21 protein-coding genes and 1 pseudogene are annotated in these 24,182 nt (G+C 48.2%); 10 read left to right on the forward strand and 12 right to left on the reverse strand.

Annotated elements, in window-relative coordinates; translation table 11 throughout:
• Nucleotides 1–6: 6 nt before the first annotated feature.
• The 4 genes from lgt to HEN21_RS23000 form a co-directional block, all read right to left on the reverse strand.
• Nucleotides 7–882, reverse strand: a complete 876-nt coding sequence (gene lgt / locus HEN21_RS07680) for a prolipoprotein diacylglyceryl transferase (protein ID WP_000204651.1) — start codon at nucleotides 880–882, stop codon at nucleotides 7–9.
• A 150-nt stretch (nucleotides 883–1,032) separates the two neighbouring features.
• Nucleotides 1,033–3,279: a phosphoenolpyruvate--protein phosphotransferase gene (gene ptsP / locus HEN21_RS07685; RefSeq protein ID WP_000957933.1), complete on the reverse strand. Its 2,247-nt coding sequence runs from the start codon at nucleotides 3,277–3,279 to the stop codon at nucleotides 1,033–1,035.
• Nucleotides 3,280–3,291: 12 nt separating this feature from the next.
• Nucleotides 3,292–3,822 (reverse strand): RNA pyrophosphohydrolase, encoded by a 531-nt coding sequence (rppH, locus tag HEN21_RS07690; protein ID WP_000564488.1) that lies wholly within the window; start codon nucleotides 3,820–3,822, stop codon nucleotides 3,292–3,294.
• Nucleotides 3,823–4,174: 352 nt separating this feature from the next.
• The gene (locus HEN21_RS23000; protein WP_016159643.1) at nucleotides 4,175–4,321 is read right to left on the reverse strand and encodes a hypothetical protein; all 147 of its coding nucleotides are present in this window, start codon (nucleotides 4,319–4,321) and stop codon (nucleotides 4,175–4,177) included.
• A gap of 185 nt (nucleotides 4,322–4,506) precedes the next feature.
• Between HEN21_RS23000 and mutH the strand changes: the two genes are divergently transcribed.
• From mutH to HEN21_RS07710, 4 genes are all read left to right on the forward strand, one after another.
• Nucleotides 4,507–5,196, forward strand: coding sequence for a DNA mismatch repair endonuclease MutH (gene mutH / locus HEN21_RS07695; protein WP_000082202.1), 690 nt, complete (start codon nucleotides 4,507–4,509; stop codon nucleotides 5,194–5,196).
• A gap of 68 nt (nucleotides 5,197–5,264) precedes the next feature.
• Nucleotides 5,265–5,978 (forward strand): TerC family protein, encoded by a 714-nt coding sequence (locus tag HEN21_RS07700; RefSeq protein ID WP_000895630.1) that lies wholly within the window; start codon nucleotides 5,265–5,267, stop codon nucleotides 5,976–5,978.
• Between the two features lie 137 nt (nucleotides 5,979–6,115).
• The gene (gene ygdR, locus HEN21_RS07705; RefSeq protein WP_000758660.1) at nucleotides 6,116–6,334 is read left to right on the forward strand and encodes a lipoprotein YgdR; all 219 of its coding nucleotides are present in this window, start codon (nucleotides 6,116–6,118) and stop codon (nucleotides 6,332–6,334) included.
• Nucleotides 6,335–6,441: 107 nt separating this feature from the next.
• Nucleotides 6,442–7,482: an NADP(H)-dependent aldo-keto reductase gene (locus HEN21_RS07710; protein ID WP_001199282.1), complete on the forward strand. Its 1,041-nt coding sequence runs from the start codon at nucleotides 6,442–6,444 to the stop codon at nucleotides 7,480–7,482.
• Nucleotides 7,483–7,513: 31 nt separating this feature from the next.
• Here the strand turns inward: HEN21_RS07710 and lplT are convergent, their stop codons facing one another.
• Entirely contained in the window at nucleotides 7,514–8,707 is a 1,194-nt protein-coding gene (gene lplT / locus HEN21_RS07715; RefSeq protein ID WP_000004643.1) for a lysophospholipid transporter LplT, read from the reverse strand.
• Nucleotides 8,700–10,859, reverse strand: coding sequence for a bifunctional acyl-ACP--phospholipid O-acyltransferase/long-chain-fatty-acid--ACP ligase (gene aas / locus HEN21_RS07720; RefSeq protein ID WP_000899033.1), 2,160 nt, complete (start codon nucleotides 10,857–10,859; stop codon nucleotides 8,700–8,702). The genes lplT and aas overlap by 8 nt, the downstream gene beginning before the upstream one ends.
• A 586-nt stretch (nucleotides 10,860–11,445) precedes the next feature.
• On the opposite strand from aas, the gene galR reads away from it, so the two are divergent.
• Nucleotides 11,446–12,477, forward strand: a complete 1,032-nt coding sequence (galR, locus tag HEN21_RS07725; RefSeq protein WP_176252450.1) for an HTH-type transcriptional regulator GalR — start codon at nucleotides 11,446–11,448, stop codon at nucleotides 12,475–12,477.
• A 6-nt stretch (nucleotides 12,478–12,483) separates the two neighbouring features.
• On the opposite strand, the gene lysA is transcribed toward galR, so the two are convergent.
• Nucleotides 12,484–13,746: a diaminopimelate decarboxylase gene (lysA, locus tag HEN21_RS07730; protein WP_176252451.1), complete on the reverse strand. Its 1,263-nt coding sequence runs from the start codon at nucleotides 13,744–13,746 to the stop codon at nucleotides 12,484–12,486.
• Nucleotides 13,747–14,000: 254 nt separating this feature from the next.
• Between lysA and lysR the strand changes: the two genes are divergently transcribed.
• On the forward strand, nucleotides 14,001–14,918 hold the full coding sequence (gene lysR / locus HEN21_RS07735) for a DNA-binding transcriptional regulator LysR (RefSeq protein ID WP_000741843.1): 918 nt from the start codon (nucleotides 14,001–14,003) through the stop codon (nucleotides 14,916–14,918).
• Between the two features lie 4 nt (nucleotides 14,919–14,922).
• Here lysR and HEN21_RS07740 read toward each other — a convergent pair whose 3' ends face one another.
• The 5 genes and pseudogenes from HEN21_RS07740 to HEN21_RS07760 all read right to left on the reverse strand — a co-directional run bounded on the left by HEN21_RS07740 (nucleotide 14,923) and on the right by HEN21_RS07760 (nucleotide 19,450).
• Nucleotides 14,923–15,615, reverse strand: coding sequence for an aspartate/glutamate racemase (locus HEN21_RS07740; RefSeq protein ID WP_105285981.1), 693 nt, complete (start codon nucleotides 15,613–15,615; stop codon nucleotides 14,923–14,925).
• 128 nt (nucleotides 15,616–15,743) lie between these two features.
• Nucleotides 15,744–15,983, reverse strand: a pseudogene (locus HEN21_RS07745) (MFS transporter); the annotation flags it as partial.
• A 373-nt stretch (nucleotides 15,984–16,356) separates the two neighbouring features.
• Nucleotides 16,357–17,118, reverse strand: coding sequence for a 2-dehydro-3-deoxy-D-gluconate 5-dehydrogenase KduD (gene kduD, locus HEN21_RS07750; protein ID WP_176252452.1), 762 nt, complete (start codon nucleotides 17,116–17,118; stop codon nucleotides 16,357–16,359).
• Nucleotides 17,119–17,147: 29 nt separating this feature from the next.
• Nucleotides 17,148–17,984, reverse strand: coding sequence for a 5-dehydro-4-deoxy-D-glucuronate isomerase (kduI, locus tag HEN21_RS07755; RefSeq protein WP_000383242.1), 837 nt, complete (start codon nucleotides 17,982–17,984; stop codon nucleotides 17,148–17,150).
• 284 nt (nucleotides 17,985–18,268) lie between these two features.
• Nucleotides 18,269–19,450: an acetyl-CoA C-acetyltransferase gene (locus tag HEN21_RS07760; RefSeq protein ID WP_000656049.1), complete on the reverse strand. Its 1,182-nt coding sequence runs from the start codon at nucleotides 19,448–19,450 to the stop codon at nucleotides 18,269–18,271.
• A 256-nt stretch (nucleotides 19,451–19,706) separates the two neighbouring features.
• Between HEN21_RS07760 and HEN21_RS07765 the strand changes: the two genes are divergently transcribed.
• The 4 genes from HEN21_RS07765 (at nucleotide 19,707) to HEN21_RS07780 (ending at nucleotide 23,646) form a co-directional block, all read left to right on the forward strand.
• Complete coding sequence (locus HEN21_RS07765) at nucleotides 19,707–20,936, forward strand: amino acid permease (RefSeq protein ID WP_000036850.1); 1,230 nt, start codon at nucleotides 19,707–19,709, stop codon at nucleotides 20,934–20,936.
• Between the two features lie 458 nt (nucleotides 20,937–21,394).
• The gene (locus HEN21_RS07770; protein ID WP_010354900.1) at nucleotides 21,395–22,027 is read left to right on the forward strand and encodes a helix-turn-helix transcriptional regulator; all 633 of its coding nucleotides are present in this window, start codon (nucleotides 21,395–21,397) and stop codon (nucleotides 22,025–22,027) included.
• A 334-nt stretch (nucleotides 22,028–22,361) separates the two neighbouring features.
• Nucleotides 22,362–23,177, forward strand: a complete 816-nt coding sequence (locus tag HEN21_RS07775; protein WP_016159650.1) for a winged helix-turn-helix domain-containing protein — start codon at nucleotides 22,362–22,364, stop codon at nucleotides 23,175–23,177.
• Nucleotides 23,164–23,646, forward strand: a complete 483-nt coding sequence (locus HEN21_RS07780) for a hypothetical protein (protein ID WP_000199214.1) — start codon at nucleotides 23,164–23,166, stop codon at nucleotides 23,644–23,646. The genes HEN21_RS07775 and HEN21_RS07780 overlap by 14 nt, the downstream gene beginning before the upstream one ends.
• The last annotated feature ends 536 nt before the right edge of the window (nucleotides 23,647–24,182 follow it).

Here is a 24,182-nt window from a genome sequence, read left to right on the forward strand (position 1 = left end):
GGTTCCTCAGGAAACGTGTTGCTGTGGGCTGCGACGATATGCCCAGACCATCATGAAAACACCCGCGACAATCATCGGGATGGAAAGAATTTGCCCCATGCTGATGTACTGCACCCATGCGCCGGTGAACTGCGCATCGGGCTGGCGGAAAAACTCAACAATGATGCGAAACGCGCCATAGCCAATCAGGAACAAGCCCGAGACAGCCCCCATCGGGCGCGGTTTACGGATATACAGGTTGAGGATAATAAACAGCACCACACCTTCCAGCAGCATCTCGTAAAGTTGCGACGGGTGACGCGGTAGTACGCCGTAGGTGTCGAAAATAGATTGCCACTGAGGGTTGTTTTGCAGCAGCAGAATGTCTTCAGTACGGGAGCCGGGGAACAGCATGGCAAACGGGAAGTTCGGATCAACGCGCCCCCACAATTCACCGTTAATAAAGTTGCCCAGACGCCCGGCTCCAAGGCCAAATGGAATGAGCGGTGCTATAAAATCAGACACCTGGAAGAAGGAACGTTTGGTGCGGCGGGCGAAGATAATCATCACCACAATCACGCCAATCAGACCGCCGTGGAAAGACATGCCGCCGTCCCAGACACGGAACAGATACAGCGGATCGGCCATAAACTGCGGGAAGTTGTAGAACAGAACATAACCAATACGTCCGCCAAGGAAGACGCCGAGGAAGCCCGCATAGAGTAAGTTTTCAACTTCATTTTTGGTCCAGCCACTGCCCGGACGGCTAGCCCGACGCCCAGCCAGCCACATCGCAAAAATGAAACCCACCAGATACATCAGGCCGTACCAGTGAAGCGCAACGGGTCCTATTGAGAAAATGACCGGATCAAATTCCGGAAAATGCAGATAGCTACTGGTCATCTGTCACCACAAGTTCTTGTTATTTCGCTGAAAGAGAACAGCGATTGAAATGCGCGCCGCAGGTTTCAGGCGCTCCAAAGGTGCGAATAATAGCACAAGGGAACCTGGCTGGTTGCCGGATACCGTTAAAAGATATGTATATGATCCGCGCTATAACCCTCCGCGAATCAGCCCGCCCATACCGCGACGCTCCATAAATGCCGCGACCTGATGACGAACTTCGGTCGCTAGTTGCGCTTCCAGGCTGCGCTGCGCAAGATTTTCTGCTTCGGCAAAATCAATGCGCCGCAGCAGGTATTTGACGCGCGCGACAGAACGTCCGTTCATCGACAGATGGCGATACCCCAGCCCAATGAGGATTGCCACGCACATGGGATCGCCCGCCATTTCACCGCATAAACGCAGATCGATTCCCTGCGTTTCCGCCTCACGGGCGATCATCGCCAGAGCACGTAACATTGCAGGATGAAGACTGTCATAAATGTTCGCGACCCGGGTGTTATTGCGATCAACGGCCAGGATGTATTGAGTCAGATCGTTGGTGCCAACAGAGATAAAATCGACCCGATTTGCCAGATGCGGCAGCATAAATACCATTGAAGGTACTTCCAGCATGATACCGATGCGTGGTTTGGGAATTGCGTAACCGATCATCTCCTCAACTTCACGTCCGGCACGTTCAATCAGGCGACGCGCTTCGTCAACTTCATCCAGGCTTGTGACCATTGGCAACAGAATGTGCAGGTTGCCCGTTGCAGCATTGGCGCGCAACATCGCCCGCACCTGGATCAAAAAGATCTCCGGCTGATCGAGCGTAATGCGAATCCCACGCCACCCCAGGCATGGATTCTCTTCGCTGATCGGCATGTAAGGCAATTGTTTGTCAGCACCGACATCCAGCGTACGCAGGGTGACGGGTTTATCATTGAACATTTGCAGCATCCCCTGATACTGCGCCACCTGTTCTTCTTCCGACGGGAAACCACTTTGCAGCATGAAAGGGATTTCGGTGCGATAAAGACCGATACCATCAATGCGACTGCCCAGTTTTTCTTCATGTTCCGGGCTTAATCCCGCATTGAGCATGACTTTTATGCGCTCGCCGCTTTTTAACTGCGCGGGTAAATTGACGTCATCTTCCGCCAGGCGGCTAAGCTCAATCTCTTCGCTAATCAGCCGCTGATATTCTTGCAGCAGCACCGGCTCCGGGTCGACCAGCAATTCACCACGATAACCGTCAACGATCAGTGTGCGACGATGCAGCACCGAAGGCTGAATGTCCGCGCCCATCACGGTAGGGATCCCCAGTGCACGTACCATAATCGCAGCATGGGAGTTGGCTGCGCCATCGCGCACGACAACGCCGACTAAGCGATCCTGAGGCAGCTCTGCAAGGGTTGTCGCTGACAGTTCATCAGCCACCAGAATGAAACGTTCCGGCCAGGCGTTCGCCCCCTGGTTGGCATCATCAAGGTGAAACAACAATCGCTGGCCCAGCGCACGTAAATCACCGGCTCGCTCTTTGAGATAGCTATCACTTAGCGCAGCAAACTGTTCGGCGAATTTTTCAATGACCGTTTTCACCGCCCACTCTGCAACTGAGCCTTTATCCACCTCGTCAAATAATTCGCGACGCAGACGCGTGTCGGAAAGCAGGTGTGAGTAAAGATCGAAAATAGCCGCCGTTTCTTTTTGTGCACCGGCGGCAAAGCGTTTGCTGTAGCGACGAAACTCGTTAGCCGCTTCTTCCAGCGCCCCGGTCAGTCGCTCGCGTTCCAGAGCCGGATCCAGCGTTGATGCCTGATACACCTGTTCCATTAAGGGTAACGTGGCATCCTGCCAGCCTTCGGCAATCGCTACGCCGGGCGCTGCCGGTAATGCGCGAATTCGCGTCTGGCGATATTGCCCAAACAAGGCAGTCAACTGCGACTGAGAAAGAATAGCTGCCATCTGGGTGGCAAGCGTCACCAGGAAAGATTCTTCACTTTCGTTGTACTGCCGCAACTCTCGTTGCTGTACCACCAGTACACCAAGTAACTGGCGACGTTGAATAATTGGCACGCCTAAAAACGCGCGGAAACGTTCTTCTTTTACGGAGGGGATATATTTGAAGCTGGGGTGTTTTTGCGCATCCGCAAGGTTTATCGGTTCCGCCAGCCTGCCAACCAGGCCGACGATCCCTTCATCAAACGCGAGCGTTACGGTGCGACCACGTGGCTTTTTTAATCCCCGGGTCGCCATCAGGTAGTAACAACGTCGGTCGTGATCGGCCAGGTAGACCGAACAGACCTCGGTATCCATCGCAAGACAGATGTCGGTAACCAGAATATTTAACGCCTCATTCAGGCGTGGTGCGCTGGCTACCTTTTCGACTATTTCGCGCAGGCGAGTGAGCATAATGGGCGTGACTTAACCTCTTTTACGTCGATAAGCAGATACGTTTTGTGGTTTAGGCGTATTTTCTTGCAGCGCCATCACAACACTTGCGAACTCTTTCATTACCCTACGGTAGACATCACGTTTAAATGACACCACCTGTCTGACCGGATACCAGTAACTTACCCATCGCCAGCCGTCAAACTCTGGTGTACTGCTGGTTTGCATATTGATTTCCGCATCGCCGCTCACCAGCTGCAAGAGAAACCATTTTTGTTTTTGGCCGATACACACCGGCTTCGTGTCCCAACGCACCAAACGTTTCGGTAATTTGTAGCGCAACCAGTTACGCGTTGAAGCAAGGATTCGAACGTCTTTACGGCTTAATCCTACTTCTTCAAACAATTCACGGTACATCGCCTGTTCTGCGGATTCTCCGGGATTAATTCCGCCTTGCGGAAATTGCCAGGAGTGCTGACCAAATCGCCGGGCCCACATTACTTGCCCCTGACGATTACAAATCACGATACCTACGTTTGGGCGGTAGCCATCGTCATCAATCACCGGACTACCTCAAAATAAAGCTTTATATACGAATGATTGTTTCATACTCCAGGAAGACGGTAAACCACTCTCTGCAAGGCATTACACACTAATAACAATTGAATAACTCACAGTTAAGTGCAGAGTTATAAACAGAGGATGGGGTGGATAGCCGTTTTTATTCACCTTTTCTGTGGATAGAGTTGTGAAGAACTACGGAATTACCACGGGAAAACCCAGAGCATTCTGAATCAGCCGCTAAAATACACTTTAAAATATTCATTATTAATCAATGTATTAAATACATAAATATTGATAAAACAGAGAAATTCGTGACCCATGTCACACCACTCATTTACGCGTTGGCGAAAGATCAACCAACGTCGTATTTATCCACAGAATGTGCCACTAAGTTAAGCACCGAACCACTAAAAATTAGAGTTTCGTCGCACGTCAAGGCTGTAAATGGAAACAGTAGTGAGGGTTTTTCACAGTTATCCCAGCTTTCTGTGGATAACATGGTGTAAGATCCTGTTTATTTTCAGTGACCAGAATTGGAAAACCCACCAGGACGTTGCGCAACACCGTCACCTGTGAATTAAAAAACAAGATAAATCATAGAATTGAATAACGCTTGTGGAAAAAGTTACACTCTGAATATTCGGTACAAAATAGCTGCTTGTTTTTTAATCAAGGTGTAATGCCATGTCTCAACCTCGCCCATTGCCCTCTCCCCCCGAAACTGAAGCGCAGTTATTAGCGCAAGCACAGCAACTTTCTGGTTACACCCTTGGAGAACTGGCAGCACTTGCCGGATTGGTTACGCCGGAGAATTTAAAACGCGATAAAGGTTGGATCGGTGTGTTACTGGAGATCTGGCTTGGCGCCAGCGCAGGAAGTAAACCTGAACAAGATTTTGCCGCTTTAGGCGTGGAACTCAAAACTATACCTGTAGATACTCTTGGTCGCCCGCTGGAAACGACATTCGTTTGTGTTGCACCGTTAACTGGCAATAGCGGTGTGACTTGGGAAACCAGCCACGTGCGCCACAAACTCAAACGGGTGTTATGGATACCGGTTGAAGGCGAGCGCAGCATCCCACTGGCGCAGCGTCGCGTAGGAGCACCGTTGCTGTGGAGTCCGAACGAAGAGGAAGACCGCCAGCTACGCGAAGACTGGGAAGAATTAATGGATATGATTGTCCTCGGTCAGGTTGAGCGAATCACCGCTCGTCACGGGGAATATTTGCAAATACGACCGAAAGCGGCGAATGCGAAAGCTCTCACCGAAGCCATTGGCGCCGAGGGTGAACGAATTCTGACATTGCCGCGCGGATTTTATCTGAAAAAGAATTTCACCAGCGCACTGCTGGCGCGTCATTTTTTGATCCAGTAGCCATCGCTTTGACCTGCTGCATTCCGGGCATATAATTACCGCTTCATTTTTTTGGCAGGGCTTTTTAGATGTTATTTGCATGGATAACCGATCCTAACGCCTGGCTTGCGCTCGGTACGCTGACGCTGCTGGAGATCGTTCTTGGGATCGATAATATTATTTTCCTTTCTCTGGTGGTCGCAAAGTTGCCCACCGCACAGCGTGGTCACGCGCGGCGTCTGGGACTGGCAGGAGCCATGGTTATGCGTCTGGCGCTGCTGGCGTCGATTGCCTGGGTTACGCGCCTGACGAATCCGCTTTTTACAATTTTCAATCAGGAAATTTCCGCTCGTGATTTGATTCTGCTGCTGGGTGGTCTGTTCCTTATCTGGAAAGCCAGTAAGGAGATCCACGAGTCTATCGAAGGCGAAGAAGAAGGGCTGAAAACACGTGTTTCATCATTCCTCGGCGCTATCGTGCAGATTATGCTGCTGGATATTATTTTCAGCCTCGATTCGGTGATTACCGCCGTGGGCCTGTCGGATCACCTGTTTATTATGATGGCGGCCGTAGTCATTGCCGTAGGCGTGATGATGTTCGCCGCGCGTTCGATTGGTGATTTTGTTGAACGCCATCCATCAGTGAAAATGTTGGCGCTCTCTTTCCTGATTCTGGTGGGCTTTACCCTGATCCTGGAAAGTTTCGATATCCACGTACCGAAAGGTTACATCTACTTCGCGATGTTCTTCTCCATTGCAGTAGAAAGCCTCAACCTGATTCGCAATAAAAAGAATCCGCTCTGATATTCCGTTCGCTCTCCTGTGGGAGAGCGAACGTCTTCCCTTTATTCTCACAGTTTAAGACTTTCCTGCTTTCAAGATGTATAACGTCAGATTATAAACAGACTATTATCATTGATGGGCTTAATGAGGATAACCGGATGAAAAAATGGGCAGTATTAATTTCCGCAGTCGGACTGGCATTTGCTGTTTCCGGTTGTAGCAGCGATTATGTGATGGCAACTAAAGATGGTCGAATGATCCTGACTGATGGAAAACCGGAAATTGACGATGATACCGGGCTTGTGAGTTATCACGATCAACAAGGTAACGCGATGCAAATTAACCGCGATGATGTCTCGCAAATTATTGAACGTTAAAAAATAAGGTCAGCATCCGGCTGGCCTTAAGATTTTTCGCTTTCCCTTTTCCCTTCCCTCTGCCATTTTTATATTCCTTATGTCGTGATTATAAAAAGGAAACGGCTATGCAATATCACCGTATACCCCACAGCTCGCTGGAAGTCAGCACGCTGGGGCTTGGCACGATGACGTTTGGTGAACAGAACAGCGAAGCCGACGCCCACGCACAACTCGACTATGCCGTCGCTCAGGGCATTAATCTTATCGACGTTGCCGAGATGTACCCTGTACCGCCGCGCCCCGAAACTCAGGGTCTGACCGAAACCTATGTCGGTAACTGGCTGGCAAAACATGGCAACCGCGAAAAATTAATTATCGCCTCCAAAGTGAGCGGACCGTCGCGCAACAATGACAAGGGTATTCGCCCGGATCAGGCGCTGGACAGGAAGAATATTCGCGAAGCTCTGCATGACAGCCTCAAGCGCCTACAGACTGATTACCTCGATCTTTATCAGGTGCACTGGCCGCAGCGCCCGACCAACTGCTTCGGCAAACTCGGTTATAGCTGGACGGATTCCGCGCCTGCGGTTTCGCTGCTGGATACGCTGGATGCACTGGCAGAATACCAACGCGCAGGGAAAATTCGTTATATCGGCGTGTCGAATGAAACCGCATTTGGCGTAATGCGTTATCTACATCTGGCGGACAAACACGATCTGCCGCGCATCGTCACTATTCAGAACCCCTATAGTCTGTTAAACCGCAGCTTTGAAGTGGGTCTGGCGGAAGTCAGCCAGTATGAAGGCGTCGAGTTGCTGGCCTATTCGTGTCTGGGTTTCGGCACGCTGACCGGTAAATATCTCAATGGTGCAAAACCGGCTGGTGCGCGTAATACGCTCTTTAGTCGGTTCACCCGTTATAGTGGTGAGCAAACGCAAAAAGCTGTCGCGGCGTATGTTGATATTGCCAGACGTCATGGCCTGGATCCTGCTCAGATGGCGCTCGCTTTTGTACGCCGCCAACCGTTTGTTGCCAGCACGCTGCTGGGCGCAACGACGATGGAACAGTTGAAAACTAACATCGAAAGTTTACATCTGGAGTTGAGCGAAGACGTATTAACTGAAATTGAAGCGGTGCATCAGGTTTATACTTATCCGGCACCTTAAGCATTAGCGCCGGGTTACCCGGCGTTAAATATTAATGACGGCGTTGCCAGACCCACAGCGCCGTTATTGCCAGCGCAAACAGCGCACCGAAGCCAATGCCAATGGGCACGACCGGAATCCCCACCATTACCGCCAGTGAATAAATCCCCAACATCAGCAACATGGCACTGTTTTCGCCCAGGTTCTGTACTGCAATCGCATTCCCCGCCCCGACGCTTTTTTTACCTCGTTCCTGGAGTAACGCATTCAATGGAACGACAAAAAAGCCGCCCAGCACGCCAATCAACATCAGCAAGGCATAGGCTGGCAGCAGCTCATGTTGCAGGGAGAAAATCAGCACCACCACGCCAATTAAAATCCCGGCGGGCATACAGCGTGAAACGGTTTCCAGCGTGACCAGCTTCGCTGCCGCGCCGGCACCAACCACGATGCCAATCGCCACCATGGCGTTGAGATAGGTCGGCGTAGCGTTATCGGTAATGCCTAGCGCCACTGGCACCCAAAGTACTAACAGGAAACGCAGCGTGACGCCTGCTCCCCAGAACAAACTGGTGCCTACCAGCGAAAAACGCGTTTCTCCATTGCGCCATAACGAGGTGCAGGCATTCAGGAAACTGCGGGTCATGTTGATGAGATTCCACGACTGCCCCGGACGCGCCGCCGCCAGTTTTGGAATGTAGATATTGGCGACGACCGCACCACCATAGGCCAGCGCACATGCTGCCAGAGCGACCAGGACATGCCAGTCAGCCAGCACTCCACCAGCTACGGAACCGAGCAAAATCGCTGCAATGGTGGAGGCTTCCATTAAACCGTTAGCTTTCACTAACTTGCTGCCAGTGGTCAATTCACCAAGAATGCCGTATTTCGCCGGTGAATACGCCGCTGCTCCCACGCCAACCAGCGTATAGCCGAGAAAGGGATTGATGCCAAAGCAGATACTGGCAGCACCCAGCAGCTTAAGACCGTTGGCAAACATCATCACCCGACCTTTGGCAAAGCTATCGGCCACCTGCCCGACAAACGGCGCAAAAAGAATGTAAGCACCTACAAACACCATTTGCAGGACGGGCTGACTCCACTCCGGATAGAACTGTGCTTTCAGTAACGCCAGAGTGGCAAACAGCAGCGCGTTATCGCCAAACGCAGAGAGAAACTGCGCGACGATAACCGCTTTCATCCCCTTCGACCACAGCGAAGTGTTAGTGTGCACTGACTCACTCATCGTGTTGTTCCGCTTCGTCTACCCAGCTTTTCAACGTGACAAAGTCAGGTTTACCACTGCCCAGTAATGGCATCTGTTTCAGATAGCGAATGTCGCGCGGTACGGCAAGCTCCGGCACGCCGTGCTCGCGGGCATACTGTTGCAGTTTATCGCGCGCCAGTTCACTGTCCGTGGTGAAAAGCACCAGCGCCTCACCTTTGCTGGCATCGCTCTTAATCGCAGTGGCATGCATTTTGTCTGGTGAAACGCCAATGGCCAGTTGTTCCACCATTTCCAGCGACACCATTTCGCCTGCAATTTTGGCAAAACGTTTCGCGCGCCCCTGAATCTGCACAAAGCCCTGCTCGTCGAAACGCACGATATCGCCCGTGTCATACCAGCCGCGCTCCATCTCGCCGCGAACATTCTCGGCGGTGGGCACTTCCAGCACACCCGGCTTCTCTACCCGCAGGTAGCCGTTCATAATGTTCGGCCCTTTTAGTTGCAGGCGACCACCGTCTTCGATACCCGGAACCGCCAGCAGCCGAGCATCCATACCAGGCAAAATACGCCCTACCGTACCTGGTTTCGCCGCCATCGGTACGTTGATGGACACCACCGGCGCGCATTCCGTCACACCGTAACCTTCAAGAATGCGCAGGCCAAATTTATCCTGCCAAAGCTGTTTGGTGCTTTCTTGCAGTTTCTCTGCGCCTGCCACCACATAGCGTAGACGATAGAAATCATACGGGTTGGCAAAGCGCGCGTAGTGACCGAGGAAGGTCGAGGTGCCAAAGAGCACGGTACAACTGCGGTCGTACACCAGTTCCGGCACAATGCGGTAATGCAGCGGGCTTGGATAAAGGAAGACTTCTGCGCCCGTCAGCAGGGGCGTAAACAGGCCAACAGTCAGACCAAAAGAGTGGAACAGCGGTAATGCCGACATAAAGCGATCGTTGGTGGTGAAATCGGCAATGGTTTTAATCTGCTCGACGTTCGCCAGAATGCTTTTATGGCTATGGACAACACCTTTCGGATGACCTTCAGAACCGGAGGTAAAGAGGATCAGCGCCTCTTCTTCTGGCTGCTGTTTTACCTGTGCGAGGCGCGGCACCAGCAGATGCGCGAAGATCCACACTTTGTCGGCAGTGGTGACGTCCGCTTTTAAATCTTCCAGATAGACCCAACGTACCTGAGTTAACTGTTCCGGCAGATGCCAGAGTTTGCCTTTATCGAGAAACTGGCGGGAAGTGAAGATGGTTTTGATTTCAGCCGCCGTAATGGCGCTGGTCAGCCCTTTTACCCCGGCGGTGTAGTTCATCATTGCGGGAATGCGACGACGTGCGATGGCTCCGAAAATCACTGCCGCACTGATGCCCGCATTGGGCAGCATTAAGCCGATGCGTTCCCCTTCAACACTGTATTTTTCAAGAATGCGCCCGACAAACAGCGTTTTGGTAAGTAATTTACGATAGGTGTCAGGGGTAAAATTGATATCTTCGACACACTTTTTACCCGCACCGAAACGGTACATCGCACTCAAAAAGGATTCGTACAACGTTTCACGCGGGCGCACTGCCATACGCGCTTCCATCATAATTTGATGCAGCATTTCGCCAGCGATTTTGCGACGGTCACGGGCACGCGGCGCATCCGGCATCTGTACCTGCGTTGGTGGCAAAATATGCAGATGAATTTGCGGGAACAAGCGACGTTTAACCAGACCTTTCAGGCGGCTGAAGTGCGTAAGTTCCGCCCCTTCAATACGCACAGGAATGACTGTCGCACCTGACTTCGCAGCGACAAAACCCGCGCCATCGTAGATTTTCATCAGCGAGCCGGTTGTCGTGATTCGTCCTTCAGGGAAAATCACCACCGGTCGGCCCTGTTCCACCAGACGTACCAGATGTTTAATTGCCATAGGTTGCGTCGGGTCGAGGGGAACGAAGTCGATAAATGATTTCAGCCAACGCATATACCACTGCTGGCTGATGGAGGTGTAAACGGCAAAAACAGGGCGAACGGGTAAAAACAGTGCCAGCAATATGCCATCAATAAATGAGACGTGATTGGGCGTGATAAGAACGCGCTCGCCCTTCAGTGCCTGCGTGTCGCCTGTCACGCGAACACGGTACAGGACACGGCACAAATTACGAAAAAAGCTAAAAAGCATTCCAACTCCCTTTGCTCATTCTTCAGTAAAAGCGAATGGTGCGAGATTACACCAGAAGGAGAACGCGAGCGACAGTAAAATGGGTGCGAAAAAAAACCTGCGCATCCGCGCAGGCTGGTGCAAGAGACAGGGTACGAAGAGCGTACCGAATAATCTCACCAATCAATACCTCTGGGATCTTGATTGTGGTCTGCACACAGACTGTTCGCCAGCGAGAAAACGCAAAGGAGTGAAGGGAAATGCAACCAGGTGTGTAAATTATCGGTTACTGTTACAGATTGATGACAGACAAAAAAAACCTGCGCATCTGCGCAGGTTGGTGTAATTCATGTGATCAACCCGAAGTTGACTTCACCTATCAATACCTCTGGGATCACCACTTTATCAATCTGAAGCCAAACGCCACCAGCGGTCAATCGCAACAGCGTTTCGCAAAGTGTAACCAAAGGTTTGCAATCTCTTTTTTTGTCTTACTTATTTGCGTTTCGCTCACATTCCCCGCGCTGAAAGTACCACGCCCCTTGAACCAACGGACGTTTTCCGTAACACTGACAGAATGTAAGCGTTTACCCACAAAGGTATTTTCATGGCGACCATAAAGGATGTAGCCCGACTGGCAGGCGTTTCAGTCGCCACAGTTTCCCGCGTCATTAATAATTCTCCCAAAGCCAGCGAGGCTTCCCGGCTGGCTGTACATAGTGCAATGGAGTCTCTTAGCTATCACCCGAACGCCAACGCCCGGGCGCTGGCACAACAGGCCACCGAAACCGTTGGTTTGATTGTTGGCGATGTCTCTGATCCTTTTTTCGGCGCAATGGTGAAAGCGGTTGAACAGGTGGCTTATCACACGGGTAATTTTTTATTGATTGGTAATGGTTACCACAACGAGCAAAAAGAACGTCAGGCCATTGAGCAGTTGATCCGCCATCGCTGCGCCGCACTGGTCGTTCATGCCAAAATGATTCCCGATGCCGATTTGACAGCGTTGATGAAACAAATGCCCGGCATGGTGCTGATCAACCGGATCCTTCCGGGGTTTGAGAATCGTTGCATCGCACTGGACGATCGTTATGGCGCCTGGCTGGCGACGCGTCATTTGATTCAACAAGGCCATACTCGCATTGGTTATCTCTGCTCTAACCACTCTATTTCTGACGCCGAAGATCGTCTGCAGGGTTATTACGATGCCCTTGCCGAAAGCGGTATTCCGGCCAATGATCGGCTGGTAACTTTTGGCGAACCGGATGAAAGCGGCGGCGAACAGGCAATGACTGAACTGCTGGGAAGGGGGCGAAATTTCACTGCCGTGGCCTGTTATAACGATTCAATGGCGGCAGGCGCGATGGGTGTACTCAATGATAATGGTATTGATGTACCGGGTGAGATTTCATTGATTGGCTTTGATGATGTGCTGGTATCGCGCTATGTGCGTCCGCGTTTGACGACAGTACGCTATCCAATTGTAACGATGGCGACTCAGGCTGCCGAACTGGCTTTGGCACTGGCGAACAATCACTCGCTTCCTGAAATTACCAACGTCTTTAGTCCAACGCTGGTACGTCGCCATTCAGTTTCAACACCGTCGCTGGAGGCAAGTCATAACGCCTCCAGCAACTAGCCGCAATTAAAGCAGCTCAAGCGCCAGTAATTCTTCAATGGTCTGGCGACGGCGAATCAACCGCGCCTGACCATTATCAAACAGAACTTCTGGCAGCAGTGGGCGACTATTGTAGTTTGATGACATTGACGCGCCATATGCGCCAGTATCATGCAGTACCAGATAATCCCCCGCCTTCACTTCCGGCAAAGCACGAGTTTCGACATTCCCCCCCTCCTGCTGGGTAAAAACATCCCCCGATTCACATAGCGGCCCGGCGACAACGGTTTCCACCGTTGGTGCGTGCTCAAGGGAATGACCATCAGCCGCCAGTGCGCTAATGTGATGGTAACTGCCGTACATTGCAGGGCGCATCAGATCGTTAAACCCGGCGTCAACCAGCACAAAGTGGCGGCTCCCCATCTGTTTGACGCTTCGCACCTGGGTAATCAACACACCAGACTGCGCTACCAGGAAGCGACCCGGTTCAATTTCCAGTTTCACAGGGTGACCCAGATGATGAGCGATCTGCTCACGTGCCGCATTCCACAGGCCATAATAATGCTCGGTATCAACCGCTTCTTCTCCATGCTGATAAGGAACTGAAAGCCCACCGCCAGCAGAAATCGCCTGTAAATCCTGATCAAAGTCGATAACCTGCCGCACCATCGCACCACACACCTGTTCCAGATGCGCATAGTCAACACCGGAACCAATGTGCATGTGAATGCCAACCAGCTGCAATTGATGCCGCTGTATCACTTCCAGTGCGGCGGGAAGATCGGTGTACCAGATACCGTGCTTGCTATTTTCGCCACCGGTATTGGTTTTTTGGCTATGCCCGTGACCAAATCCCGGATTAACGCGCAGCCATACCCGATGCCCTGGCGAAACCTGGCCTAGTTGGTCGAGCATATCGACAGAACCCGCATTCACCGGAATTTGCAATTCACTGACACGCTCGAGCGTAGCCTGGTCGATAACATCAGCGGTAAAAACAATATCATCGGGATGCGTTTGTGGATTGTATCCCGCCGCCAGCGCGCGCTCGATTTCGCCCAACGAGACGGAATCTACTTTCACGCCCTGCTCTCGCATTAAGCGCAAAATATGGATATTGGAGCAGGCTTTCTGCGCAAAGCGCACCACATCAAACTGCTTCAGAGCCGCAATCTGCCGACGAATGATTTGTGCATCGTAGACCCAAACCGGGCAACCGAATTCTGCAGGCAAGCGCAGCAGATTTTCGGCGGTGAGATCGGTATCGGTGCTGAACAGTGAATGTGGCATAACAAACTCCGAATAAGTGAGGCTGACGGCGAATAAAACATTGCCTGATGCACTTCGTTTATCAGGCCTACATGGCTCCTGCAATATATTGAATTTGCAAGATCTTGTAGGCGCATCAACAAAGCGCACATTGTCAACAATCTGAATAAGTGCTTTTTTATGATTACGCCACATCATAAAAAGAATAAAAAATATCGATTTATGCCAGGTCTATGCAAAAATGATATGGATTACCGAAGAATGAGATTAAGCAGATGGCCGCCGTTAACTTACGTCATATTGAAATTTTTCATGCGGTGATGACCGCCGGAAGCCTGACTGAAGCGGCACAACTGCTACATACTTCACAACCCACTGTCAGCCGCGAACTGGCGCGCTTTGAAAAAGTGATTGGGCTGAAATTGTTTGAACGCGTACGTGGACGATTACATCCTACCGTGCAAGGGCTGCGGCTGTTCGAAGAGGTGCAGCGATCCTGGTACGGCCTGGATCGCATTGTCAGTGCCGCAGAAAGTTTGCGCGAGTTTCGCCAGGGCGAACTGTCTATTGCCTGCCTGCCGGTCTTTTCGCAGTCTTTTTTGCCGCCACTGATGCAACCGTTTCTGGCTCGCTATCCTGAAGTCAGCTTAAACATAGTGCCGCAGGAATCGCCGCTACTTGAAGAGTGGCTCTCGGCCCAGCGCCATGATTTAGGCCTCACCGAGACGCTGCATACACCTGCGGGTACGGAACGTACTGAATTACTGTCTTTAGATGAAGTCTGTGTTTTACCGCAGGGGCATCCGCTGGCAGCAAAAGAGGTATTAACGCCGGAAGATTTTCAGGGTGAGAATTACATCAGCCTTTCCCGTACTGACAGCTATCGCCAGTTATTGGATCAACTATTTAATGAACATCAGGTTAAACGCCGCATGATTGTGGAGACCCACAGCGCCGCGTCAGTCTGCGCGATGGTACGGGCGGGGGCGGGAGTTTCCGTGGTTAACCCGCTCACCGCACTGGATTATGCGGCAAGCGGTTTAGTGGTGCGGCGATTTAGCATTGCAGTTCCGTTTACCGTTAGCCTGATTCGCCCCCTTCACCGCCCGTCATCAGCACTGGTGCAGGCATTTAGTGAGCACTTACAGGCAGGTTTACCGAATCTGGTTGCCTCACTTAACGCTATTTTGTAGCGAGTTACGACAGCATAAAGGCGACGGCATCCTCGGCATGAAGAGCGGTGGTATCGAACACGGGCAGGACACTGCGCTCCTCTGGCACCAGTAAACCAATTTCAGTACAACCGAAAATCACGCCCTGCGCCCCCTGTTCTGCGAGACGAGTAATGACTTGTGCATAATAAGCGCGTGACGTTTCGGTAAATTGCCCCAGACACAGCTCTTCAAAAATAATCTGATTAATTTTCGCCCGCTCATCCGCTTCAGGCACCAGACAATCGATAGAAAATTGCTCTGCCAGCCGTCCACGATAAAAATCCTGTTCCATGGTGTAGCGCGTTCCCAGCAGCGCCACGCGCGTCATTCCAGCACGGGTGATGGCACGCCCGGTGGCATCCGCAATATGTAAGAAAGGCAGTGAGCAACGAGACTCGATGACATCTGCTACTTTGTGCATCGTATTGGTACATAACACAATGCCTTCTGCTCCTGCCCGTTGTAATCCAAGCGCCGCACTGGCAAGAATCTCTCCTGTGTTGTCCCACTCACCGCGACGTTGGCACTCTTCTATTTCATGAAAATCGACGCTATGTAGCAGCACTTGCGCAGAGTGAAGCCCGCCAAGTCGCTGTTTAATGCCTTCATTTATCAGGCGATAGTAAGGAATAGTGGATTCCCAGCTCATTCCTCCCAGCAAACCAATTGTTTTCATTCCTCTCTCCTGGTGTGAGTTACCGCAACAGGGCTGATTAAGGAACGAGACAAACGCCTCAACGGCCTGGTGCCAGATCTCTATTAGCGAAAAAAAGGCCGGATGTACAGCACATCCGGCCTGTGAAATCAGACACCGATATTTCTCAATTTCTCACCAGCCATCAGTCTACGTTCGATATGTTCCAGCGTGACATTCTTGGTTTCCGGAATAAGCCAGAAGGTGATGCCAACAAACGCAATGTTCAGCGCAGTGTAGAGCCAGAACGTACCTGCCGCACCAATGCTATCGAGCAGAGTCAGGAAGGTCGCGCCAATAATCATGTTCGACACCCAGTTTGTGGTGGTCGAGCAGGTAATACCAAAATCGCCGCGTATCGCGCAGAGGGCGCGGCGTTAAAGCAGATTCCGTATTGATAGTAACCATTTTTTCCTGCCAGCACAGAGTAAGACATAGTGAAAAAATACGTGAACAATTAACTCAGGTGTCAGGTCGGAAATAGCATAAATATGGATTAAATTGCTGCCACATGCAGTTATGTGATGGACATTACACTTTTAAAATTAAGTGAAATTAATGACATTATTATTAAGCAACTAATTTTAAAGCAGATAAAACCAACAAAACTTATCAATTGATAATTAATATGGATTATTTAATAGCCGTGATATGGATTATGTTGATTATCAGAAATAAAAAACCCTGCCAATGTGACAGGGTCATAAATGTAAGCTAAATGAATTAACGTGCTAACCAGCCACCATCCACGGCAATGGTGTAGCCATTAACATAGTCAGAAGCACTGGACGCCAGAAACACCACCGGCCCCATCAGATCGCTCGGCAACCCCCAACGCCCCGCTGGAATACGATCCAGAATTTCCGCACTACGCTGTTCATCAGCCCGCAGTTGCTGAGTATTGTTGGTCGCCATGTAACCCGGAGCAATCGCGTTAACGTTAATGTTGTGTTTTGCCCATTCGTTCGCCATCAGGCGCGTCACACCCATTACGCCGCTTTTTGATGCGGTATATGAGGGCACGCGGATCCCGCCCTGGAATGAAAGCATTGACGCGATATTAATAATCTTGCCGCCATTGCCCTGCGCGATAAAGTGCTTCGCCGCCGCCTGGGACATGAAAAACACGCTCTTGATGTTCAGATTCATCACATCGTCCCAGTCTTTTTCGCTGAAATCGAGAGCATCTTCGCGGCGAATCAAACCGGCGTTATTCACCAGGATATCAATATGACCAAATTCTGCCACTGCACGATCCAGCAGTGCTGGAATACCATCAATCTTACGCAGATCGGCGCTCAGGCTTAAAAAACGACGCCCCAGCGCAGTGACCTGTTCAATGGTCTCTGTTGGCTCAACAATGTTGATGCCAACAATGTCACAGCCCGCTTGCGCCAGACCCAACGCCATTCCCTGCCCCAGCCCAGTGTCACAACCGGTGACAACTGCAACTTTACCTTCAAGAGAAAATGCATTTAAAATCATGAGAATACCTTATTCATATATATCCGCGACTAGCGCAGATCTTTAATGGCAACGTGGTCCATATCATCAAAGACCTGGTTTTCACCAACCATGCCCCAGATAAAGGTATAAGCCCTGGTTCCTACACCTGAATGGATAGACCAGCTTGGGGAAATCACCGCCTGTTCGTTATGCATCACAATGTGACGCGTTTCTTGCGGTTGCCCCATCATGTGGAAAACGCAGGCGTCATCGTCCATGTTGAAATAGAAGTAAACTTCCATCCGGCGCTCGTGGGTGTGGCACGGCATGGTATTCCACAGGTTTCCCGGTGCCAGTTCTGTTAGCCCCATACTCAACTGGCAGGTTTCCAGCACATCCGGCACAAAGTATTTGTTAATCGTGCGGCGGTTACTGGTGAGATTATCGCCCAGCGTAACCGGAGACACTTCAGACGGCGTGACTTTTTTAGTGGGATACGTCGTGTGAGCAGGCGCGCAGTTGTAATAAAACTTCGCCGGAGTGGCGCTATCAATGCTGGCAAAAACAACTTCTTTTGCACCTTTACCAACATAGAGGGCGTCGCGGTGACCGATTTCATAACATTGGCCATCGACGGTAATCGTACCGGTTCCGCCAATATTGATAACGCCCAGCTCACGACGCTCAAGAAAGTAGCTCACGCCCAGTTGTTTTCCTACTTCCCCGCCAACGGAAACCGTTTTTGCTACCGGCATAATGCCGCCAACAATAATACGGTCAATGTGGCTGTAAACCATGGTGTACTCATCCGCGACGAATACCTTTTCAACCAAAAATTCATTGCGCAGCCCTTGGGTATCCAGCGTTTTCGCGTGCGCACTGTGGATGCTCTGTCTTACGTCCACATCAACCTCCGATAATCATTGAAGTGTGAAATTAGAACGATTGTGAAACATCGTTTCGTTTTTCTATTGAAGGATGATAAGCCCGTGATGTGCTCTTTTCAATTAAAAATAAAACATTGTTTCATTTTTAAGAAGGCGATTGTGAAAAGTGTAGTGTCGATCACGAATAAGCCGGGGAAAGGAAAAAGTCAGGTTCTATATGGGATATGCGTAGACGTGTCAGCCATCATTATAAAGCAGCTTGATGGCGGTAGAGGTTTAACGGATAAGGAAGAAATACAGATCTAATCGTCACGCTCAATAGTTAACGCCACCCCCTGACCACCACCAATACAGAGTGTAGCCAATCCTTTACGAGCGTTGCGTTTCACCATTTCATGAACCAAAGAAACCAGAATGCGGCAACCAGAGGCGCCAATCGGATGACCCAATGCAATCGCGCCGCCATTGACATTGACCCGGCGTTCATCCCATTCAAGCATCTTGCCAACAGAAAGCGCCTGCGCGGCAAATGCTTCATTAGCCTCAATAAGATCAACATCAGCCAGCTGCCAGCCTACACGCTCCAGGCAACGGCGAGTCGCATACACAGGAGCAATACCCATCAGTGCAGGATCAACACCAACGCTGGCAAAGGCACGAATACGTGCCAGCACGGGTAAATTCAACGCATGTGCTTTAGCTTCGCTCATCATCATTACCGCAGCCGCGCCATCATTGATGGATGAGGCATTTCCTGCGGTAACAGAACCGTGACTATCAAATGACGGATTTAAACTAGCCAGCCCTTCGGCACTGGCATCAGTACGCGGCTGCTCATCGGTATCAACAATCAGTAACTGCCCGTTACTTTGCGTTCTGACCGGGACGATCTCATCTTTGAATCGTCCGGCATCAATGGCCGCCCGCGCTTTCTGTTGTGAGCTAAGTGCGTAGGCGTCTTGTAACTGACGACTGATACCATATTCGCGCGCCAGATTTTCGGCAGTGACACCAATATGGTAATCATTGAATGCATCCCACAAGCCATCATGCACCAGGCTATCAACCAATTGGCTATCGCCAAGCTGTGCTCCGGTGCGGCTATCAGTCAAAACATGTGGCGCACGACTCATATTTTCCTGACCACCGGCAATAACAATATCAGCCTCACCACACTGAATCGCCTGAGTAGCAAGATGCAGAGCTTTTAACCCGGAACCACAAACATCATTAATGGTAATTGCCGAAACGCTGTTGGGAAGACCACCTTTAATGGCCGATTGCCGTGCTGGATTCTGCCCTGCCCCGGCAGTCAGAACCTGTCCAAGAATCACTTCATCCACCGCATGTGCAGCAACGCCGGTGCGCTCTAATAAGGCTTTCACGACCAGACTGCCTAATTCTACCGCAGAATGACCAGCCAACGCGCCACGAAAGCAGCCGATAGGTGTTCGTAACGCACCGACAATCACAACATCTTTCATCACAACCTCGCACCAATTAACAGCGCAATAGTAAATGATTGTTAATTTCAATTATCCAAAATGTTTAAAAAAAGTGATTTTTATCACAAAGGAAATTTACCGTAAGAAGGGAGGATGATATCTGACTGGCACGCAAGGTTTGCATCTACTAACACACCAATCCAGAGGTTGATATAGCGTTAATCTCCCATGTCCGGCCTGGTTTATGGTAAATTGCCCTCCATTTTGTTTAATTTGTAGATGATACGTTCAAATAATGTCTAAAATTTGGTCAAAAGAAGAAACTCTCTGGAGCTTCGCACTCTACGGCACAGCCGTTGGCGCAGGCACGCTCTTCCTTCCTATTCAATTAGGTTCAGCAGGAGCGGTGGTCCTGTTTATTACTGCACTGGTCGCCTGGCCTTTAACATATTGGCCACATAAGGCCTTGTGCCAGTTCATCCTTTCTTCAAAAACATCGGCAGGCGAAGGGATCACTGGCGCGGTAACTCACTACTATGGCAAGAAGATCGGTAATCTGATTACCACTCTGTACTTCATTGCCTTTTTTGTCGTTGTACTGATATACGCAGTGGCAATCACCAACTCACTCACTGAACAGCTGGCGAAGCATATGGTCATTGATCTACGCATCCGTATGCTGGTGAGTCTTGGCGTTGTGTTAATCCTGAATCTTATTTTTCTGATGGGGCGTCATGCCACAATTCGGGTAATGGGATTTTTGGTTTTCCCGCTGATTGCTTACTTCTTATTTCTTTCCATCTACCTGGTCGGTAGCTGGCAGCCTTCTTTATTAACAACCCAGGTAGAGTTCAATCAGAATACCCTTCACCAGATATGGATATCGATTCCCGTGATGGTTTTCGCCTTTAGCCATACTCCGATTATTTCTACGTTTGCCATCGACAGACGAGAAAAATACGGCGAACACGCTATGGATAAATGCAAAAAAATTATGAAGGTCGCTTATCTCATCATCTGTGTGAGCGTGCTGTTCTTCGTGTTTAGCTGCCTGTTATCAATTCCACCTTCATATATTGAGGCAGCCAAAGAGGAAGGCGTAACCATTTTATCGGCACTGTCTATGCTGCCAAATTCCCCTGCATGGTTGTCAATTTCCGGGATTATTGTCGCGGTAGTTGCAATGTCTAAATCATTTTTAGGCACCTACTTTGGCGTTATTGAAGGTGCGACGGAATTAGTCAAAACCACGTTACAGCAGGCGGGCGTTAAAAAAAGCCGTGCATTTAACCGCGCGCTGTCAATTATGTTGGTATCACTGATTACTTTCATCGTTTGCTGCATCAACCCTAACGCAATTTCGATGATTTACGCGATCAGTGGTCCGCTCATTGCCATGATTCTTTTTATCATGCCAACACTGTCTACGTATCTCATTCCAGCCCTTAAACCCTGGCGCTCCATCGGAAATCTAATTACGTTGATCGTGGGTATCCTGTGCGTGTCGGTAATGTTCTTTAGTTAATCGCTGATGAGAATGGTTCAAAATAGTCATTATTTTGAACCATTCCAGTTCTTACAATGCCTCTCCACCATTAATCACCCTCCTGACTATCTATAGCATAAACAAACAATATCAAGCTGTTATCCTCAGTAAAAATCTGAACATCTTAAATAAGACTATTTAAGATGCGTCACTTAGATTTACACGATATCGTCTGGTTATTCGAAAACAATTTGCAGTATAGATATTCCTAATGCATTAAGCATTTATCTGATTTGCGATAAGCCAAACATGGTTAAATGAGTGAAATCAAGCCATATTTAAAACTTAATGATGCATTCTTAAATATCTTATTGAGAATAATATCAAATACAGATTAAACGCAAATTCCAATTAAAAGCTTATTAAATCAGGGTGTATTGACATCATCAATAACCAATGAAATTATGCGATTATCTATGAATAGGGAGGTTATTAACATGAGACTTTGTAGTAGATATAAAAGTCTTACATGCAATAGTTGCTCAATGCATTGCCAAATAATGCCAGAAAAGTCACCGCGCTTGCAGTATTGTGCAAACGCCTGTTTTTGTATGTGGCCCGAAGATAGTTCGTATTTTAATCGTGGCGTGGTTGAAGGCATATTAAGTAAAAATCACAATGCTCGATTAAGCGGATACATTTTTGTGGATTTTTCAGTAAGTTTTTTACGTCTTTTCCTGGATAAAGACTGGATTGAGTATCTTGCAAGTACGGAAATGGGAATTGTGTTGATAAGCGACAGGAATATGCAATCTCTTGCTAATTACTGGAGAAAACACAACCCCGCAATATCAGCCATTATATATAATGATGATGGACTGGATGTTGCTAACGAGAAGATCAGACAGTTGTTTATTGGTCGTTACCTGTCATTTACCAGAGGCAATACGTTGACTCAAATGGAGTTCACCATAATGGGGCATATGGTATCTGGTTATAATCCATATCAAATTGCAGACACTCTCGACATGGATATCCGTAGCATCTACGCCTACAAGCAAAGAATTGAAAAAAGGATGGGTGGTAAAATAAACGAATTATTTATACGTTCAAACTCAGTTCAGCATTGAAACGTAACTATCCACAATAATAATTATTGTATATACGGGCATTTATAATAATGCCCGTGTTTTATACGATGAGCTTCAAGTCCGCTTGTTAATTTTTAGTTTAATCATGTGAATTTTGTGTGCTATTTCAAAAATTCATGAGAGAAAAAACCATAAAAGTAGACGTTATAACCGTTAAATTTGTTAACACACATGGTTATTTACGTTGCATTAATATATTGCAATTATAATTGTCATAATGAATATAAAATTAATATATATTTATTAGATAAATACTAATATACTTACCAAACTATCTCATTTGAATTTTCTTGATGCTGTGTTTTATTGACCTATGTACTGGATTATTAACAATAATATTGAGTTCTGGCCGGAACACAAGAAATTAATTTCGGTACATGACGCCGAGTTGAACGTTGTTCTGACAACGCCCGCAAGCAGGTGTTTATCGTTGCTACTCGAAGCTTTTCCAGATGTGGTCGCCCAGCAGGACTTTTTCTCCAGAGTCTGGGAAGAAGAAGGTATGCGTGTACCGGTCAACACGTTATACCAAAACATATCGATTATCAGGCGTGGGTTTCGCGCGGTTGGTGATACGACTCATTCGCTTATTGCAACCGTGCCGAGAAAAGGGTTCAAGCTCAATAACGATATCAACATAGAAAATCATACCCCCCTCTCTGCAATAGATGTCCAAAAGCACAACTCTCCCCTCAGTTTGAACGTTACAGATGGGGTTAAAGAGATAAATTCTGCTCCAGATAATCATGTCAGGAACATACTCCGGCACTCTAAATTTTATTTACTCATGTTAAGTGCATTTGGTGTGGGTTTGCTTACCGCATTTTTACTATGGAATAATAATCAACCCAAACCATTCTTTAGAGATTACAGGACTGTTGCAGAAATAAATGGTTGTCATTTTAATGTAACAGAAGATAGCATTAATGGCCTGAAAGATTTTGATAAATATAAAAAGCATATATTAGCGTCAGGAATTGACTGCAAGAAATATCCATGGCTATATTTCCCTCTGGCCAGATCGTTTCCGGGCTTGATTGTTATGGCCTGCAAAAAAAGCTATAGAAATAACGAAGTTGCAGGTTGTTTAACTTTGTCTTATCGTGGGATTAATCGTGACTCGTTATAAAAAAGCCCTGATACTTATTTTATGTTTTATTAGCGGATTTGTTCTTTTTATTACCTATCATTATTCTAAACAGCAAATCGCATACAATGAAAAATGTACAGCTAACTGGGTTATTTTTAATGACCAGGGACAAGCCAATCTTACTCTTGACTTTATGTATAATAAAAACAAAAAGACAGGTATAGTTGCACTCAGCGGTACATGGAAACAAAACACAAAGGCTTATAAAGCAATTCGACGTGATATTGAATATACATGGACTGAAAATTATAATACGTTGCATCTCACCTCCAACAAAATAAATAAGTTCGATATTATTGATCAAGTTGAAGATAATAAACTCGCACTACTCCTTCCTGACTTCTATGTCTTTTCAGGAAAAATGATAAGCTATAATATACAAACACAGGGTAATCGCGGTTTTCTTTTTAACATTAGTAACAGAGCGATTATGTACTGTGCAAGGTAACCCCTGACACGGTCGAAATAAAAATATTAAAAATAACACATGCAATATTTCTATAATTTTTTATAACCATACATATCTATATAGCAACCTTCCACTCCCTAAAAACATCAGCAATATATTCCCCTTCTCTCAGTATGACACTCACTCTTCAAATTAACGCCTTGCCGGTATTAATTTGAAGGAAATATTACCAGTGAGAATACTCCATTGTAAAATGGTGATATATATAATGGTGAAAAAACAAACAAATATTTTTCATATCTGGCATATCAAAAACAATAATAAATTGCCAGAGAAAGATATCGTTACTATAACGTTCACAAACAAGGTTAGAACTCGATATATAGCTGTTACCTGAGTATATTTTCTTATCTTAAATCAAAATCAGCACTCAGTTAAGGAATGATAGCCGCGTCATTTTATCATTGCCTTTCAATTGGTTACGTAGAAACATGATTAAAAAGCATTAATTAAGGACATTTCAGGTTACATTCGAAAAAATCCTCTATAAATTAATGCAAACAGTCATGGAATTT

It is taken from the genome of Escherichia sp. 93.1518, assembly GCF_013368915.2.
Taxonomy (GTDB): Bacteria; Pseudomonadota; Gammaproteobacteria; order Enterobacterales; family Enterobacteriaceae; genus Escherichia; species Escherichia ruysiae.